Origin of the sequence: Tropicibacter sp. Alg240-R139 (assembly GCF_900537075.1) — a bacterium.
Lineage (GTDB): Bacteria > Pseudomonadota > Alphaproteobacteria > Rhodobacterales > Rhodobacteraceae > Falsiruegeria.
This window is the reverse complement of sequence record NZ_UNRA01000001.1, coordinates 1343037-1359779: the sequence shown is the minus strand read 5'-3', so window position 1 is coordinate 1359779 and position 16743 is coordinate 1343037. Positions and strand designations below refer to the sequence as shown.

At 57.4% G+C, this 16743-nt stretch carries 18 protein-coding genes; 9 read left to right on the top strand and 9 right to left on the bottom strand.

Annotation, left to right across the window (positions count from 1 at the left end):
• Positions 1 to 18: 18 nt before the first annotated feature.
• From G6R15_RS06550 to G6R15_RS06525, 6 genes are all read right to left on the bottom strand, one after another.
• Positions 19 to 1074 carry a substrate-binding domain-containing protein gene (locus G6R15_RS06550; protein ID WP_164658982.1) on the bottom strand — a complete coding sequence of 352 codons (1056 nt, stop codon included), beginning with the start codon at positions 1072 to 1074 and terminating at the stop codon, positions 19 to 21.
• A 155-nt stretch (positions 1075 to 1229) separates the two neighbouring features.
• Positions 1230 to 2069, bottom strand: a complete 840-nt coding sequence (locus G6R15_RS06545) for an oxaloacetate decarboxylase (protein ID WP_164658981.1) — start codon at positions 2067 to 2069, stop codon at positions 1230 to 1232.
• Between the two features lie 65 nt (positions 2070 to 2134).
• On the bottom strand, positions 2135 to 3181 hold the full coding sequence (locus G6R15_RS06540) for a cell wall metabolism sensor histidine kinase WalK (protein WP_164658980.1): 1047 nt from the start codon (positions 3179 to 3181) through the stop codon (positions 2135 to 2137).
• A gap of 85 nt (positions 3182 to 3266) precedes the next feature.
• The gene (locus G6R15_RS06535) at positions 3267 to 3791 is read right to left on the bottom strand and encodes a gamma carbonic anhydrase family protein (protein WP_164658979.1); all 525 of its coding nucleotides are present in this window, start codon (positions 3789 to 3791) and stop codon (positions 3267 to 3269) included.
• Positions 3788 to 4429 (bottom strand): guanylate kinase, encoded by a 642-nt coding sequence (gmk, locus tag G6R15_RS06530; protein WP_164658978.1) that lies wholly within the window; start codon positions 4427 to 4429, stop codon positions 3788 to 3790. Before gmk ends, G6R15_RS06535 begins: the two co-directional genes overlap by 4 nt.
• Positions 4430 to 4448: 19 nt before the next feature.
• Positions 4449 to 5327, bottom strand: a complete 879-nt coding sequence (locus tag G6R15_RS06525) for a YicC/YloC family endoribonuclease (RefSeq protein ID WP_240336675.1) — start codon at positions 5325 to 5327, stop codon at positions 4449 to 4451.
• Positions 5328 to 5623: 296 nt separating this feature from the next.
• Here G6R15_RS06525 and G6R15_RS06520 point away from each other — a divergent pair, with 296 nt between their 5' ends.
• Positions 5624 to 6295: a PAS domain-containing protein gene (locus G6R15_RS06520; RefSeq protein ID WP_164658976.1), complete on the top strand. Its 672-nt coding sequence runs from the start codon at positions 5624 to 5626 to the stop codon at positions 6293 to 6295.
• Between the two features lie 69 nt (positions 6296 to 6364).
• Here G6R15_RS06520 and G6R15_RS06515 read toward each other — a convergent pair whose 3' ends face one another.
• Positions 6365 to 7735, bottom strand: a complete 1371-nt coding sequence (locus G6R15_RS06515) for a class II 3-deoxy-7-phosphoheptulonate synthase (RefSeq protein WP_164658975.1) — start codon at positions 7733 to 7735, stop codon at positions 6365 to 6367.
• Between the two features lie 172 nt (positions 7736 to 7907).
• Here G6R15_RS06515 and G6R15_RS06510 point away from each other — a divergent pair, with 172 nt between their 5' ends.
• Both G6R15_RS06510 and G6R15_RS06505 read left to right on the top strand, forming a co-directional pair.
• The gene (locus G6R15_RS06510; RefSeq protein WP_164658974.1) at positions 7908 to 8912 is read left to right on the top strand and encodes a GlxA family transcriptional regulator; all 1005 of its coding nucleotides are present in this window, start codon (positions 7908 to 7910) and stop codon (positions 8910 to 8912) included.
• Positions 8913 to 8929: 17 nt separating this feature from the next.
• Positions 8930 to 9406 carry a GNAT family N-acetyltransferase gene (locus G6R15_RS06505; RefSeq protein ID WP_164658973.1) on the top strand — a complete coding sequence of 159 codons (477 nt, stop codon included), beginning with the start codon at positions 8930 to 8932 and terminating at the stop codon, positions 9404 to 9406.
• Here G6R15_RS06505 and G6R15_RS06500 read toward each other — a convergent pair.
• Both G6R15_RS06500 and G6R15_RS06495 read right to left on the bottom strand, forming a co-directional pair.
• Positions 9403 to 9816: a hypothetical protein gene (locus G6R15_RS06500; RefSeq protein ID WP_164658972.1), complete on the bottom strand. Its 414-nt coding sequence runs from the start codon at positions 9814 to 9816 to the stop codon at positions 9403 to 9405. The two genes, G6R15_RS06505 and G6R15_RS06500, sit on opposite strands and share 4 nt — an antisense overlap.
• A 23-nt stretch (positions 9817 to 9839) precedes the next feature.
• Positions 9840 to 10907 (bottom strand): PQQ-dependent sugar dehydrogenase, encoded by a 1068-nt coding sequence (locus G6R15_RS06495; RefSeq protein ID WP_240336674.1) that lies wholly within the window; start codon positions 10905 to 10907, stop codon positions 9840 to 9842.
• Positions 10908 to 11106: 199 nt separating this feature from the next.
• Between G6R15_RS06495 and G6R15_RS06490 the strand changes: the two genes are divergently transcribed.
• The 6 genes from G6R15_RS06490 (at position 11107) to G6R15_RS06465 (ending at position 16520) form a co-directional block, all read left to right on the top strand.
• Positions 11107 to 12303, top strand: a complete 1197-nt coding sequence (locus tag G6R15_RS06490; protein ID WP_164658970.1) for an ABC transporter substrate-binding protein — start codon at positions 11107 to 11109, stop codon at positions 12301 to 12303.
• A 135-nt stretch (positions 12304 to 12438) separates the two neighbouring features.
• Positions 12439 to 13230: an ABC transporter ATP-binding protein gene (locus G6R15_RS06485; RefSeq protein ID WP_164658969.1), complete on the top strand. Its 792-nt coding sequence runs from the start codon at positions 12439 to 12441 to the stop codon at positions 13228 to 13230.
• Positions 13223 to 13936: an ABC transporter ATP-binding protein gene (locus tag G6R15_RS06480; protein WP_164658968.1), complete on the top strand. Its 714-nt coding sequence runs from the start codon at positions 13223 to 13225 to the stop codon at positions 13934 to 13936. The genes G6R15_RS06485 and G6R15_RS06480 overlap by 8 nt, the downstream gene beginning before the upstream one ends.
• A gap of 30 nt (positions 13937 to 13966) precedes the next feature.
• The gene (locus tag G6R15_RS06475; protein ID WP_164658967.1) at positions 13967 to 14209 is read left to right on the top strand and encodes a hypothetical protein; all 243 of its coding nucleotides are present in this window, start codon (positions 13967 to 13969) and stop codon (positions 14207 to 14209) included.
• Positions 14209 to 15219, top strand: a complete 1011-nt coding sequence (locus G6R15_RS06470) for a branched-chain amino acid ABC transporter permease (RefSeq protein WP_164658966.1) — start codon at positions 14209 to 14211, stop codon at positions 15217 to 15219. Before G6R15_RS06475 ends, G6R15_RS06470 begins: the two co-directional genes overlap by 1 nt.
• Entirely contained in the window at positions 15216 to 16520 is a 1305-nt protein-coding gene (locus G6R15_RS06465; protein ID WP_164658965.1) for a branched-chain amino acid ABC transporter permease, read from the top strand. The genes G6R15_RS06470 and G6R15_RS06465 overlap by 4 nt, the downstream gene beginning before the upstream one ends.
• Positions 16521 to 16743 lie beyond the last annotated feature (223 nt).

Genomic DNA, 16743 nt, shown 5'->3' with positions numbered 1-16743 from the left:
GTTCAAACGCGCGGGGGCTTACGAGTTGCCGCCCAGGGTCGCTTCGTCAGCAACGGCGTTTTGGGTGTCTTCCAACTCGGGATCAGCAACCAGACCGTATTCAGCCAGCGGGCCATCGGGACCAGCGATTTCGTCAGCGACGAAGAACTCGGCGAATTCTTTCAGGCCGGGGATCACGCCGATGTGGGCTTTCTTGACGTAGAAGAACAGCGGACGCGAGACGGGGTATTCGCCGGTTGCAATCGATTCAGTCGAAGGAACGATGCCCGACATGGTCGCAACTTGCAGCTTGTCGGTGTTGTTCTCGTAGAATGCCAGACCAAAGACGCCGACGCCGTCCTTGTTGCTTTCGATGCGGGCCAAAGTCTCGGTGTAGTCACCGTCGATGTCGACCGACTTGCCATCTGTACGCAGAGCGATACAGGCTTTTTCGGCGGCTTTCTTCTTGGCTTTGTCGGTGTCACCGCTCGCGTTGGCCAGCAGGTGCTCGAATGCGCCGGTGGTTTCGCAACCTGCCAGGATCACTTTGTCTTCGAACACTTCGCGGGTGCCGTGCTTGGTGCCCGGAACGAAGGCTTGAATGTCTACGGCAGGGAAGTTCGCATTTACGTCGGCCCAAGTCTGGTTCGGGTTGTCGACCAGTTTGCCGTCGACCATGACTTTGTCCGACAGAGCCAGGAACCAGTCGGTCGGTGTGTATTCGAACGAGTTTGCGTTGATGTCAGACGCGAATACGATGCCGTCATAACCGATGCGAACTTCGATGATGTCCGTCACGCCGTTTTCGGCGCATTTCTTGACTTCTTTTTCCTTGATGGCGCGCGAGGCGTTGGCAACGTCGATGGTGTTTTCGCCAACACCCTCGCAGAAACGCTTCAAACCGGCCGAGGAGCCGCCCGATTCAACAACGGGTGTCGGAAAGTCGAAGTTTTCGCCAAAAGCTTCGGCCACGATCGAGGCGTAGGGCAGAACAGTCGACGAACCTGCAACCTGAACCTGGTCACGCGCTGCGGCGGTGGTTGCCGAAACGGCAGCGATGGTCAGGGCGGAAGCCGTCATTTTAACAAAGGACATCTCAGTCTCCTTGAGAGTGTATGTGGTTTGATCACCCCCATGATGATCTTGCCGCGACTCGTAGGCCGCTTTGGTGAGGCTTTTGTGACAGCTATGTAACAGCCATATGACAATGGCTGTTGTACGTCGCATTTTTCTGCGGTGCAGAACAATAGTCAGCTTCTATTGTCCTGACGGTCTGATGACATCATCTCGGCGATTTCACGTCCTGGTAAGGCGGAGTCGGCATAAGAAAACGTTCCATTTTCAATAACTTCGCGCCCTGCACGGTTGATTGCACCCAAAGCCGCGCGCGCAAAAGACCCTCCGACGCTGACCCGCCGCACCCCTACCGCGGCCAGTTCCTGAATTGTAAATGTCGGAGGCCGCAAACCCATGACCACGTTAACGGGCCGGTCCACTTCGTTACAAACGGTCCGGATCGCATCCAAGTCCGACAGACCAGGCGCATAGAGAACATCGGCACCGGCTTGGGCAAAGGCCTGCAGCCGTCGGACCGTGTCGTCCAGGTCCGTCCGGTCCCACAAATGGTTCTCGGCCCGTGCCGTGAGCAGGAATGGCAGGCCCTTAGACGCCTCTGCCGCTGCGCGAACCCGGTCGACGGCCTGTTCAAATTCAAAGATTGGCGCATTGGCATCGCCGGTGGCGTCTTCGATAGATCCGCCAACCAATCCGATCTTTGCCGATTGCCGAATAGTTTCGGCGCAAGCCTCGGGGCTGCTACCAAATCCGTCCTCCAGATCGGCGGTGACGGGTAAGTCTGTTGCCTCGACGATCTCGCGGGCATTGTCGAGCACCTCGGCCCGACTCAATCCGCAAACACCATCGACGCGCCCGCGAGAGAATGCATAGCCTGCACTGGTCGTCGCAAGTGCGGGAAACCCGATGGCCGTCAACAGCCGTGACGTGCCACCATCCCAAGCGTTGGCAACGACAAAGGCGCCAGGGCCATCATGCAATGTTCTGAACGTCTGAAACTTCTGCTGTGTGTCCATCTCTCACCCTCACTCGAAACCCAATGGCTGGAGTTTGAGTGAGCGGGAACAAAATGGCAACGTTCTTATCTAGGCAGAATGACCGTAAAAGTCGTCCCCTGCCCCAGTTCGCTTTCCACCCGCATCCGCCCACGATGGCGATTGACGATGTGTTTGACGATGGCAAGGCCCAGCCCCGTTCCGCCCAACTCGCGCGAGCGGTGGCTGTCGGCGCGATAGAACCGTTCTGTCAGGCGTGGCAAGTGTACAGCGTCGATTCCCGGCCCATGGTCGATGACCTGCACCCGGACGGATGGCCCGCGCACGGCCACGTCGCGCTCCATCTCGATAAGTTTGATATCAACGCGCCCGCCGCTGCCACCGTATTTGATCGCATTTTCGATCAGGTTGGTGAACACCTGCTGCAGTTGATCGGGATCCCCCATCGTCGTAACGGGGTGGTCTGGTGCGTCTAGGTTCAGCCTTACGCCTGCGTCTTGGGCCAGCGGCCGAATGGAATGAATGGTAGAGGTGATTTGAGCCGTCAGATCCAACTCTTCCTTCGGGCGCACACGCTCTTCACTTTCGACCCGGTTCAAGGATAGCAGATCGCCCACCAGCCGGTTCATCCGATTGGCTTCACCTTCCATGATCTCCAGAAACCGCTCTCTCGCCCCAGCATCATTCCGGGCTGGGCCACGCAGGGTTTCGATGAACCCCATCAGCGCAGTCAAAGGCGTGCGCAGCTCGTGGCTGACATTCGCAACAAAATCGCGACGCATCTGATTGGCCTGTTCCAGATGTGTGACGTCCGTAAAACTAACCACGACCGCCCCACCCTGTACGGCCCCGACACCGCGTACATAGCGGCAGTTCACGATGAATGTCGTATCTTGAGCCCCATCATTGGACAGAAACCTCGTTTCGGCCGGGTCTTTGGTGCCCAGGCTCTTTTCGATGGCTTCGATGATCTGGGGTTGGCGCAACAACGTTGCAAAGTGACGCCCAACGATGTTTTTACCAAACATGGTGCGCGCAACGGCGTTGGCACCGATCACCCGTTCGGATTGATCGACCAGCACGGCTGGCAGTGGGATCGCTTCGACGAAGTCAGGGATCAGATCATCGGACATGATAAAACTCATAGCGACTTTAGGGTTTTGGGCGCATCTTGCAATTCAACTGTGACAACTATGCTGCGCGCGCCTGCTGCACCTCTTAACCCACGGGTTTCAGGGTGTCGCGAAACCCACGCATGTTCTCTTGATAGTGCAGCGCGCTCATGGTGATGCGTTGCGCGTTTGCCGCGTCAATCTCGCGGACCACTTTGCCCGGTGCCCCCATAACAAGAGAGTTGTCGGGAATTTCCTTGTTCTCTGTGATCAACGACCCTGCCCCGATCAGGCAATTCTTGCCGATCTTGGCTCCGTTCAGGATGGTCGCGCCCATCCCGATCAGTGTGTTGTCGCCAATCGTGCACCCATGCAACATAACTTTGTGGCCGATGGTGCAGTTCTTGCCGATGCTCAGCGGAAAACCCGCGTCGATGTGCATGACACAGTTCTCCTGCACATTACTGCCCTCGCCCACGCGGATTTCCTCGTGATCTGCCCGGATGGTGGAGCCGAACCAGACACTTGAACCGGCCTCCATCACGACTTTGCCAATCAGGTTGGCATCGGGGGCGACCCAGGTGTCTTCGTGGATTTCGGGCGCGTGATCGCCCAAGGCGTAAATGGTCATGACTGCTCCTCAAACTCAGTTTGCAGGGTGCGCACGTGTCGTTGCAGCGCAGGTTGCTGGATGCGGCGCATGCGTTCTGCTTCGATGATCGTTTTCAGCTTGGTTTCGGTTTCGTCCAGATCGTCATTGATTAGGACATAGTCATAATAGCCCCAGTGGCTGATCTCGTCCCAACTTTTGAGCATCCGCTTGGAGATCACGTCGTCGCTGTCCTGGGCGCGGGTTTCCAACCGGCGGCGCAGCTCGCGGATCGAGGGCGGCAGGATAAAGATCGACAGCGCGTGCTTGCCCAGGTCCGAGTTGCGGATCTGGATTTCACCCTGCCAGTCGACATCAAACAGCACATCCTGCCCCGACACGATGGTGTCGCGCACAGGTCCAGCAGGCGAGCCATAAAAATTGCCAAACACATGGGCGTGCTCCAGCATCTCGCCATCCATGACCTGTTGCTTGAATTCATCTTCGGTCTGAAAGAAGTACTCGCGCCCGTGTTCTTCGCCCGGGCGCGGAGACCGCGTGGTGGCCGAAACCGAGAACTTGAGGCTCTCGTCCCAGGCCATCAACTGCCGTGCCAAGGTAGATTTGCCAGCCCCCGAAGGCGACGACAAAATGATTAAGAGGCCCCGGCGATCGGTCATGGCGTTCTCTTTCGATTTGTTATTCGACATTTTGGACTTGCTCGCGCATCTGGTCGATGACCGCTTTCAGCTCTAGCCCGACAGCCGTCAAACCTGTGTTCTGGGCCTTTGAGCAGAGGGTGTTAGCTTCGCGGTTGAATTCCTGCATCAGGAAATCCAACTTGCGACCCACCGCCCCGTCCTGCGCCAGCAGCTCGCGCGCGGCGGTGACATGGGCCTTGAGGCGGTCAATTTCTTCGGTTACGTCGGCTTTGACTGCAATCAAAGCTAATTCTTGGGCCACTCGGTCAGGATCGGCCCCATCCGTGTTGTCCAGCACACGCGCCAGGTTGATTTTTAAAGCATCCGCCACTCGGGCGGTGCGCGCCTCGGCGAGATCAGCCGCCTGAATTGTCAAAGTCTCAACCGTGGAAAGCTGCCCCATAAGAATACCATGTAACGCCTGGCCTTCAGTGCTGCGCATTTGCAGAAATGCCGCGATCAGATCCGAAAATCCGGACTTCATTTGCGCAACAAGCGGTGCGGGGTCATCGTCACCGGTGCTGACCTCAAGCATGCCGCGCAAAGCCAAAAGATCAGATGCTTTGGAGGGCGCCAGAGTGACGCCGCGCTGCATCGCGAGATCTTCAATCTCGGATAAGGCAGACAGAGTGGTGTCCAATACTGCCGAATTCAGCTGCAACCCGCCGGTGTCCTCGGCCCGGCTGACTCGCAATGACACCGTTACGCTCCCTCGGGCGACGGACTTGGGTAGATCGGCCCGCAGCGCAGCCTCCAACCCTTCCAGCCAATCGGGAACGCGAATGCGCAGATCCAATCCCTTGGAATTCACGCTGCGCAACTCCCAAGCCCAACTATGGGGGCCCAGTTCTCCGCGTGCGGATGCAAAGCCAGTCATTGATCTGATCATAAGTGTTCTACCTCGCAACGGTCCCAACGGGTGGTGGCACCTAATGCCATAGCAGGTGTCAGGGCAAGCCCCGCCGATTGGCGCCGATTGGCACTGCCGCGCGTAACACTACGAAATGAGGGCGATGTCTCGCCAGTTAAGAACAACTTTACGGATGTTAACCATTCGTTAAAGATTTGCTCCAAAATTGACTCAACGCATGTCAGATTAACTTTTGGGTAACCTGTTGTGCCGCGTGTTAGACCAACACCTGAAAGCGGCACCACATGACAAGGACAAGAGGCATGCGGCGGTTTTTCGGTGACACGTTAAGTGGCAAAAAGGAGAAGGTGGTTTCGATGGACCGGTTTCGCAGCGGACGCAGCCTGTCTCCTCTCCGTCAAGCCGAGGCTTATTGGTCGGCTTTGCGCATCGACGAGAACGCCCCCTTGCGATCAGCGATTGATCCGCGGGGCTTGGAAAATATCCTGCCTTACGCCTTTATTCTTGAACGCATCGCCCCCGGTGTCGCCCGTTTTCGTCTGGCCGGTCAGCATCTGACCGAATTGACGGGAATGGAAGTGCGCGGCATGCCCTTGACCGCCCTGTTCACGGGGGCAGCACGGGCCGAAGTTAGCGCCGTTCTGGAGCATATGTTCGACACACCCGCCGTGGCCGAATTGGACCTGAGCGCCGAGCGACGCTTTTCGCTCAGCCCCCTTGAAGCACGGATGATCCTGTTGCCACTGAAAAGCGACTTTGGCGACACCAGCCGCGCCTTGGGTGTTGTGGTCGCTGAAGGGGAAGCGGGCAAACGCGCCACGCACAGCTTTGACGTGACCCGGTCGCATTTGCGTGACCTGAACGGCGAACTCACGATTCCACCTGCAGTGACCAAAAATATTCCTGGCTTTGCCGAGGAGTCAGCGGCGTTTGACGCCGCGCCGCACCTGAAACTGATCGTCTCGCGGGATTAATCGAGACCGGGAATCAAAAAGGCGGGTCATCTGGACCCGCCTTTCTTTTATTTTGCTTGCTGAAATCAATCAGCTTGCGGCGCGTTTCTCGCGGTCGTTGCGCAGCTTCGACAGCTCTTCGGCGACCAGGAACGCCAATTCCAGCGACTGGCTGGCGTTCAGACGCGGGTCACAGGCCGTGTGATAGCGGTCGCTCAGGTCCTCGTCGGTTACGGCGCGGACCCCACCTGTGCATTCGGTCACGTCCTGGCCGGTCATCTCGAAATGCACGCCACCTGGGATGGTTCTTTCGGCGGAATGAACGCCAAAGAAATCGCGCACCTCGCGCAAAACCGAGTCGAAGGGCCGTGTCTTGTAGCCAGTCGAGGATTTGATGGTGTTGCCATGCATCGGGTCGCAGACCCATGTCACATTGGCACCCTCTTCCTTGACCGCATTGACCAGACGCGGCAGATGTTCGCCCACGTTGCCTGCGCCAAAGCGCGCGATCAGGGTCAGACGACCCTCTTCGTTTTCAGGGTTCAGCTTGGCCATCAAAACCTTGAGGTCCTCGGCCGTCGTGGTAGGGCCGCATTTCAAACCGATTGGGTTCAATACGCCGCTGCAGAATTCCACATGCGCGCCGTCGGGCTGACGGGTGCGGTCGCCGATCCAGATCATGTGACCCGACCCTGCCAGCCAGTTGCCAGAGGTCGAATCAAGGCGGGTCAACGCCTCTTCATATTCCAGCAGCAGGCTTTCGTGGCTGGTGTAGAATTCGACGGTCGAAAACTCGTGCATCGTTTCCGAGTTGATGCCGGCCGCTGCCATGAAGTCGATGGAATCCTGGATGCGGTTGGCGATCTCGGAATACTTCTGCACTTCTTGTTCGTCGGTAAAGCCCAAGGTCCAGGAATGCACACGTTTCATGTCGGCGTAACCACCGGTCGAAAATGCGCGCAGAAGGTTCAGGGTTGCGGCTGCCTGCGTGTAGGCCTGCAGCATCTTCTTGGGATCTGGAATGCGCGCTTCGGGCGTGAATGCCAGCTCGTTGATGATGTCCCCGCGGTAGCTGGGCAGCTCGACACCATCCACCACTTCAGTTGGCGCTGAACGCGGCTTGGCGAATTGACCCGCCATGCGGCCCACTTTGACCACCGGCACCTTGGCGCCATAGGTCAGCACCATCGCCATCTGCAGCATAACCTTGAACGTATCGCGAATTCCGTCCGCGCTGAATTGCTCAAAGCTTTCGGCGCAATCGCCGCCCTGCAGCAGAAAGGCTTCGCCGCGCGCGGCAGCACCAAGATGTTGCTTCAAGGTGCGGGCCTCTCCTGCAAACACCAGCGGGGGATAATTCGAAAGCTGTGACTCGACTGCGGCCAGGGCCGCACCGTCGATATAATCGGGCATCTGAACCCGCGGTTTGCTGCGCCAGTTCTGTTTTTGCCACTCACTCATAGCTTTAATCTCCGCTAAGGTATTCTCAGGGTGCCTCTATACAAAATGCGCGGATGAGAGGCCATATACGATTTGCGGCTCTTGACGTGAGAATTAAGCTCTGAGCATGGTGCCTAATGCGCCGCAAAACACTCAGACTCAAACGGCGCCTGCAGATAAGGAAGACTGAGCCATGCAAGAGCAACGCCAAGTTGTCGAAGTGGACACCGATCAGACCAAACCGAAACGGTTCGTCTTTGTCCTATTGGACAAGTTTTCGATGCTGTCCTTTGCTTCGGCACTCGACAGTCTTCGGATCGCAAACCGGATGTCGAACCGTGCGCTTTACAGCTGGATTTTGATGGGCGAAGGCGGTGATGTGGTCAGCTGCTCGGCGGGGACCACTTTCAAGCTAGACAGCGAGCTGATCGAGCTGGGCCGCGATGATGTGATTTTGGTCTGTGGCGGCGTAGATGTGCAGATATCTACGACCAAAAAGGTGTTGAATTGGTTGCGTCGCGAAGCTCGCAAGGGGCTCAAGATTGCCGGCCTTTGTACCGGTGCCTACACGATGGCCAAGGCGGGCCTTCTGGATGGTAAAAAGGCGACGATCCACTGGGAAAACGCAGACAGCTTTGCCGAAGAGTTCGATGAGGTTGAGCTGACCAAATCCGTATTCCTGATTGAAGGCAACCGGATGACCACCGCAGGCGGTACGTCTTCGATTGATTTGTTGCTGAAGATGATCGCCGAAGATCACGGCGAAGAGTTGGCCAATGCGGTGGCTGATCAGATGATCTATTCCTCGATCCGTACCGACCAGGACACACAGCGTTTGTCGACACCCACGCGAATCGGTGTGCGGCATCCCAAGCTTAGCCAGGTCATTCAGATGATGGAAAAGAACATCGAGGAACCGATAAGCCCCTCGATCCTGGCCAAAGATGTTGGCATGTCGACCCGGCAGTTGGAACGCCTGTTCCGACGCTACCTGAACCGCTCGCCCAAACGCTATTATATGGAGCTGCGGTTGCAGAAGGCGCGCAATCTGCTGATGCAGACGGATATGAGCGTGATCAATGTGGCGTTGGCCTGTGGCTTTGCATCGCCCAGCCATTTTTCAAAATGCTATCGCGCGCATTACAACACGACGCCCTACCGCGAACGCGGTGCCCAGGCGTCGCGTCTGTCAGTGTGATCGAGACCGCCAGACTGTTGCTGCGACCCGCCCGGGCCGATGATCTGAACGACCTGCACGACATCTTCTCCGATCCTGTTGCTATGCGCTTCTGGGATCGGCCAGCTTATGACGACTTGAATACGACGGCTGCATTTCTGGCCAGGCTGATGAAACAGGATCCGGCGCGCAGCTATGACCTTGTCGTTGAGCATCAGGACCGGTGTATAGGGAAGGCCGGGATGTGGCGCAGACCAGAAATCGGATATATCCTGCATCCGGCGTATTGGCGTCAGGGATTGGCGTTTGAGGCGCTGTCAGCTTTCCTTCCGCATGCTTTCCGGCGGTTTGATACTGAACCGGTTGTCACGGCAGAATGTGATCCGCGCAACGTCGCCTCGGGGCGGCTTTTGACAAGACTCGGGTTTCGCAGAACGCGGCAGGAAAAGGCCAACTTCCACTACGGTGGAATCGAGTGGTGCGACACAGACTACTATGAGCTGAACCGCCCCTAGAATTTGTCGAAGATCTTTTCTGAATTGGTGTTCAGGCTGAACTTGAGCACGATCAACTCGTCCGTGTTTTGATGCAGGAACGCATAGAAAAAGACATAGCTGGTCCGGTTATTCCAATAGGCGCGCATTTCCTGGCTGAAACCATTGCCCAGATCAACTTTCTTGATAAGCGCAGTTTCCTCAAAATCGAACGGCATGGCGTTCAACAATCGGGCGTTGGCCGAATTCATCTGTTCCGGTGTGTATTCATCCCTGCCGCCCATTTGGGTGATCAGCGGGATGAAATCGCGGCTCATAATTTTGTTATCTATAAAGCGGACATAGGCGTCGTGGCTGTCAAACCGACTGTCTTGGGCCCAAGCGGCCATGGGCAACAGGATCAGCGCAAGCGCGTAAGAAATCAGTTTCATAACAATACCCCCTAAGAAGCATCTTACCGTGTAGGCGTCATTCGGTAAACGGCACCCTGCCCGACAGAGATAAACCAGATCGATCCATCGGGCGCTTCGACGATATCGCGCACCCGCTCGGTTTCGGGACCTTTAAGCTGCTCGACCTCGCGAACGCTGTCACCATCAAGGCGCGAGATATAGTGGAATTTCAGCGACCCCACGAACAAGTCACCACGCCATTGAGACCAAAGCTTGCCGGAATAAACCATCAGACCCGACGGCGCGATGGACGGATCCCAATAATGCTTGGGCTGCTCCATTCCGGGCTTTGATGTCCCCTCGCCGATTTTGCCGCCCGAGTAATGCACGCCGTAGGAAATGACCGGCCAGCCATAGTTTGCGCCCTTGCGGATGGCATTCACCTCGTCCCCGCCCTTGGCCCCATGTTCCGACGTCCAAAGCCGTCCGCGCGCATCCAGCCCCGCGCCTTGCGGATTGCGATGACCATACGACCAGATCTCGGGCCGGATGCCCTCCTGCCCCACAAATGGGTTGTCGTGGGGCACAGTGCCATTGCGGTTGATGCGCACGATGGTGCCGTTGTGGTTCGATCGGTCCTGCGCCGAAGGACGATCACCGCGATCGCCGATAGTGACAAACAGCGTTCCGTCGCTCCCTTCGACCACGCGGCTGCCAAAGTGTCGCCCGCCCGAGCCGCCTGTTGCGGCCTCAAAGATTGTGCGCACATTGGTCAACCTTCGCCCGTTAACATCCAACTGCGCCACCGCCAGCGCCGTGCCTGTGCCACCCCGCTGCCGCTTGGAATAGGTCAGGAATATCTCGCGCGAGCGGGTGTAATCACGGGCGACGGTGACGTCCAACAGACCGCCCTGGCCACGTGCATAAACCTTGGGTACACCCGAGATATTGGTGGCCTTGCCGTTCTGCACATGCAGCAGGTCACCGTCTCGCCCGGTGATCAGGAATTCGCCTGTCGGCAGAACCCCGATGGCCCAAGGGGTGTCCAGTCCGCCGATCATTTGCGTCACTTCAACAGGTCCCGCCCGCGTGTCCAGCGTTTGCGCCAAGGTGGGCTGTGCCAAACTCATCACTAGCAGAATCGCAACCTTTACCCACATCCGTGATACCTCCGTTTTGGCGAACTCCTCTCTCAATCTGGTGCAAAATTGGTCGAAACCAAACAGGATCGCCACGCAAAAACACGTTATCGTTAGGACTTTTCTTTTTTGCAGAGCTTGCCTAGGGTCGATCACAGAACGATGACGTTCCAACAAGGGAGTTAACCATATGAAAAAGCTGCTCACCGCAACTGCGGCAACTGCGCTGATGGCAACCACTGCAATGGCAGGCGGTCACGCCAAAGAAGTTAAACTGGGTATCATCTTTGGCTTTACCGGCCCGATTGAATCGCTGACCCCGCCGATGGCGGCTGCTGCTGAACTGGCGATGAAAGAAGCGACCGACAGCGGCCTGCTGCTGGACGCGGCCACCGTCACGCCGATCCGCGCGGATTCGACCTGCATCGACTCAGGCGCGGCCACAGCTGCTGCTGAACGTCTGATCACATCGGATGGCGTGAACGGCATCGTGGGCGGCGACTGCTCGGGCGTCACCGGCGCGATCCTGTCCAACGTTGCTCTGCCCAACGGCATGGTCATGATTTCGCCTTCGGCGACCTCGCCCGCGCTGTCGACGGCCGAAGACAACGGCTTGTTCTTCCGCACGGCCCCCTCGGATGCCCGTCAGGGCGTCGTGATGACCGAAGTTCTGATGGAACAGGGGATCAAAGAGGTCGCGCTGACCTATACCAACAACGACTATGGCAAGGGTCTGGCAGACAGCTTCCAGGGCGCGTTTGAGGCTGCTGGCGGTACCGTGACCATTTCGGCCGCACACGAAGACGGTAAAGCCGACTATTCGGCTGAAGTTGGCGCACTGGCGGCAGCGGGCGGCGAAAAGCTGGTGATCGCAGGTTATGTGGACCAAGGCGGTTCGGGCGTGATGCGCGCTGCGTTGGATTCAGGCGCATTCGACACGTTCCACTTCCCCGATGGCATGTACGGCGCCAAGCTGGAAGAGAACTTTGGGTCCGAAATCGACGGTTCGACCGGTCAGTTGCCGGGCACAGACAGCCCAGGCGCTGCGTCCATGATCTCGATGGGTGAAGCCGCTGGTTTTGACGGTACTTCGTCGTTTGTCGGTGAATCCTATGACGCCGCAGCGCTGATCATGCTGGCCATGCAGGCTGCAAACTCCAGCGCGCCGGGCGACTATGCCGGCAAGGTGATGGATGTGGCCAACGCACCGGGTGAAAAAATCTATCCGGGTGAACTGGCCAAGGCGTTGCAGATCCTGAAAGACGGCGGCGAAGTCGACTATGTCGGCGCAACCGCAGTTGAACTGATCGGTGGTGGTGAGTCGGCTGGTAACTATCGCCAGTACGAAATCAAGGATGGCAAAATCACCACCGTCAAATTCCGCTAATGCGAACTTGACCTGAAAAACGATCAGCCCGGATCTTGTGTCCGGGCTGTTTCGATGACAGAAGGCCGCACCTCAAAATCGGATGAGGCCAACAAATAAGGGGTCCGCGCCAAAAACCAGCGGACGGGGGAAAACATGATCGTCGTCGAAGACGTGCATAAGCACTTTGGCGGAGCTCGGGCGGTGGACGGTGCATCGCTTGAAATCGCCGAAGGTTCCATTACCGGGCTGATTGGTCCGAATGGCGCTGGAAAAACCACACTGTTCAACGTGATTGCAGGAGTCCTGCCGCCCACTAGCGGCAAGGTGACCATGGCGGGTGAAGACATCACCGGCCTGCCGCCACATGAGCTGTTTCACAAGGGCCTGCTGCGGACGTTCCAGATCGCGCATGAGTTTTCCTCGATGTCGTGTCGCGAGAACCTGATGATGGTTCCGGGCGCGCAATCAGGTGAGGCACTTTGGAACACCTGGTTCGGCCGCAAACGCATCGCGGATGAAGAGCGTGCTTTGCGAGCCAAGGCGGACGAAGTGCTGGAGTTCCTGACCATCGAACATCTGGCTGACCACAAGGCGGGTCAGGTTTCAGGCGGTCAGAAAAAGCTGCTGGAACTAGGCCGCACCATGATGGTGGACGCCAAGATCGTCTTTTTGGATGAGGTCGGCGCCGGGGTAAACCGGACGCTTTTGAACACGATTGGCGACACCATCCTGCGTCTGAACAAAGAACGCGGATACACATTCGTCGTTATCGAGCACGACATGGATTTCATCGGCAAGATCTGCGGCCCCGTCATCTGTATGGCCGAGGGCAAGGTTCTGGCCGAAGGCTCGTTGGCGCAAATCAAAGCCAATGACCAGGTAATCGAGGCCTATCTGGGCACCGGTCTGAAGAACAAGGATCAGTTGGAGAACGCAGATGGCTGAACCTTTTTTGATCGGTGACACGATGACCGGTGGTTATGGCAAGGGGCCGGACATTCTGCACGACTGCACCATCGCCGTGAACCCCGGCGAGATTGCCGTGATCGTCGGCCCCAATGGCGCCGGTAAATCAACCGCGATGAAAGCAGTGTTCGGGATGCTCGACGTCCGTCAGGGCGCCGTGCGTCTGGACGGCGAAGACATCACCAAGCTCAGCCCGCAAGACCGCGTGGTCAAGGGCATGGGGTTTGTGCCGCAGACCTCGAACATCTTCACCTCGATGACCGTTGAAGAGAACCTTGAGATGGGGGCGTTCATCCGCACCGACGACATCTCGGACACGATGGAGCAGGTCTATACCCTGTTTCCGATCCTGCGCGACAAGCGCCATCAGGCCGCCGGAGAGCTGTCGGGCGGTCAGCGTCAGCAGGTGGCCGTGGGTCGCGCGCTGATGACCCAGCCCAAGGTGCTGATGTTGGACGAACCCACCGCTGGTGTCTCTCCTATCGTCATGGACGAACTTTTCGATCGGATCATCGAGGTCAGCCGCACCGGCATTCCGATCCTGATGGTCGAGCAGAATGCCCGCCAGGCGCTGGAAATCGCCGACAAGGGCTATGTGCTGGTCCAGGGCCGCAACGCCTATACCGGAACCGGGAAAGAGCTGTTGGCCGATCCCGAAGTCCGCAAGTCGTTCTTGGGGGGCTGATCGATGTTGTTTACGAATGTTGGACGGATCATGGCTTACATCCTCTGCGCGATTGGGCTGGTTTCAATCTACTTGGGGCTAAAAGTCCTTTTGTCACTGGATATCACAACGTCAGAGGTTCATGGTCTCCCGGTTGGTCCTAAAATTCCACTCATTACCCAAGGGTTTTTGGTGTTCGCCGGGGGAGTTTTCTTAGGTGTCGTCTGCGACATCAATCGCATCTTGAACAATCTGACTAAGGTCATGGCAGCTAAATCGAATGGGGCGAACTGATGGATTTCCTCAACGCCCTCGTGGCGCTTTCTAACTTTGTGCTGGTCCCCGCGATCGCCTATGGCAGCCAATTGGCTCTGGGTGCGCTTGGGGTCACGCTGATCTATGGCATTCTGCGGTTCTCGAACTTTGCCCATGGGGATACCATGGCGTTTGGCGCGATGGTTACTGTTCTGGTGACCTGGTGGATGCAAAGTATCGGGATCAGCTTTGGTCCGTTGCCGACCGCTTTGCTTGCCCTGCCCTTTGGTATTCTGGGCACCATGGCTTTGCTGCTGTTCACCGACCGTGTGGTGTACAAGTTCTATCGCGAACAAAAGGCCAAACCGGTGATCCTGGTGATCGTGTCGATGGGCGTCATGTTCATCATGAACGGTCTTGTCCGTTTCATCATCGGCCCCGGCGATCAGCGCTTTGCCGACGGCGAACGTTTCATCATCTCGGCGCGTGACTTCAAGACAATGACTGGCCTGAAGGAAGGTTTGGCGATCAAGACCACCCAAGGCATCACGGTTGTGGTCGCGGTGATCTGCGTGATCGCGCTGTTTTGGTTCCTAAACCGCACCCGTACGGGAAAGTCGATGCGCGCCTATTCGGACAACGAGGATCTGGCGCTACTTTCGGGCATCAACCCCGAACGTGTGGTGATGTACACTTGGTTGATTGTGGCTGCATTGGCCGCGACGGCGGGTGTGCTTTATGGCCTCGACAAAAGCTTCAAGCCTTTTGTCTATTTCCAGCTGCTGTTGCCCATCTTTGCCTCGGCCATCGTCGGTGGTTTGGGCAATCCGCTGGGGGCCATTGCGGGTGGGTTTGTTATCGCGTTTTCCGAAGTGACGATCACCTATGCCTGGAAGAAGGTCGCAAAATACATGCTGCCTGAAAGCCTGGAACCCTCGAGCCTCGCTCAACTTCTCAGCACGGATTATAAGTTCGCGGTCAGTTTCGTGATCCTGCTTATCGTGCTGCTGTTCAAACCAACCGGTCTGTTCAAGGGGAAAGCGGTATGAACGAGACAGTCAAAAATACCGGCCTTTTTGCCATTGTCGCCGGTCTGATCGTCATGACCGGGTTCATGCAAAGCTGGAACTCAGCCATTTTGATCATCAACATGGGGCTCATCTCGGCCATCATGGCGATTGGGGTGAACCTGCAATGGGGCTTTGCCGGCCTATTCAATGTCGGCGTTATGGGCTTTGTCGCGCTTGGCGGTCTGGCTGTGGTGCTGATCGCCGGGGACTTTACCCCCGAGACCTGGAGCGCCGGTGGGTTCGGCATCGTTCTGGCTTTGCTGCTTGGCGCGACCACTGTTGCGGCGGCAGTCATGATTTCGAAAAAGATGGCCAAAGGGCGTGCCCGGACGGTTGCAATGCTGGCGGTTCTAGTTGTGGGCTTTGTCGTTTATCGCGCGGTCTTTGATCCGAACGTGGCAGCGGTTGAGGCAATCAATCCCGCGGCAGCAGGCAACATCGGCGGCCTTGGCCTGCCGGTTCTGTTGGCTTGGCCCGCGGGTGGATTGCTGGCCGCTGGCGCAGCCTGGTTGATCGGTAAGACCGCGCTTGGCCTGCGCTCGGACTATCTGGCGATTGCGACGCTTGGCATTGCCGAGATCATCATCGCTGTGCTCAAGAATGAGGACTGGCTGGCGCGCGGCGTGAAAAATGTCATCGGCCTGCCCCGCCCGGTTCCCTATGAGATTGACCTGCAAAACGATCCTTCTTTCGTGGAACGCGCTGCCGGCATGGGGCTAGATCCGGTGATGGCGTCTACGCTCTACGTCAAACTTGGGTATTCGGTTCTGTTCATGGTGGTTCTGCTTGTTCTGCTTTGGATGGCGCAGATGGCCCTCAAAAGCCCTTGGGGTCGCATGATGCGCGCAATTCGCGACAACGAGGTTGCGGCCGAAGCAATGGGCAAGGATGTCACGCGACGACACTTGCAGATTTTCGTTCTGGGCTCGGCCGTCTGCGGTATTGCAGGCGCGATGATGACGACCCTGGATGGGCAGCTGACACCGGGCACGTACAACCCGCTGCGCTTTACCTTTCTTGTGTGGGTCATGGTGATCGTGGGTGGTTCGGGCAACAACTTTGGTGCTGTGTTGGGCGCAATGCTAATCTGGTTCCTCTGGGTGCAAGTTGAACCATTGGGCATCTGGTTGATGCAACTTCTGACGTCCGGCATGGCCGAAGACAGCGCGCTGCGTGACCACCTTCTGGACAGTGCAGCGCACATGCGATTGCTGACGATGGGTGTGATCCTACTACTGGTGCTCAGGTTCAGTCCGCGCGGATTGATCCCCGAGAAGTAACAAAAAACGCCGCCGTTTTAGGCGGCGTTTTTCTTGAGGACAAGTTGATCGAAACGGGTTGTCATCGACTGTAGAATTCGAGAGGCTCCCGCACCCGAGCGATCCCGACTTCGTCGGCACCGCTAGCGGCGTTGGGCCGGGCACTGCGCAAAGCGCAGTGCCCGGCCCAACGGGAGGAGATGTTTCGTCAGAAACGTCGACGACGGACGGGAGCGAACCGATC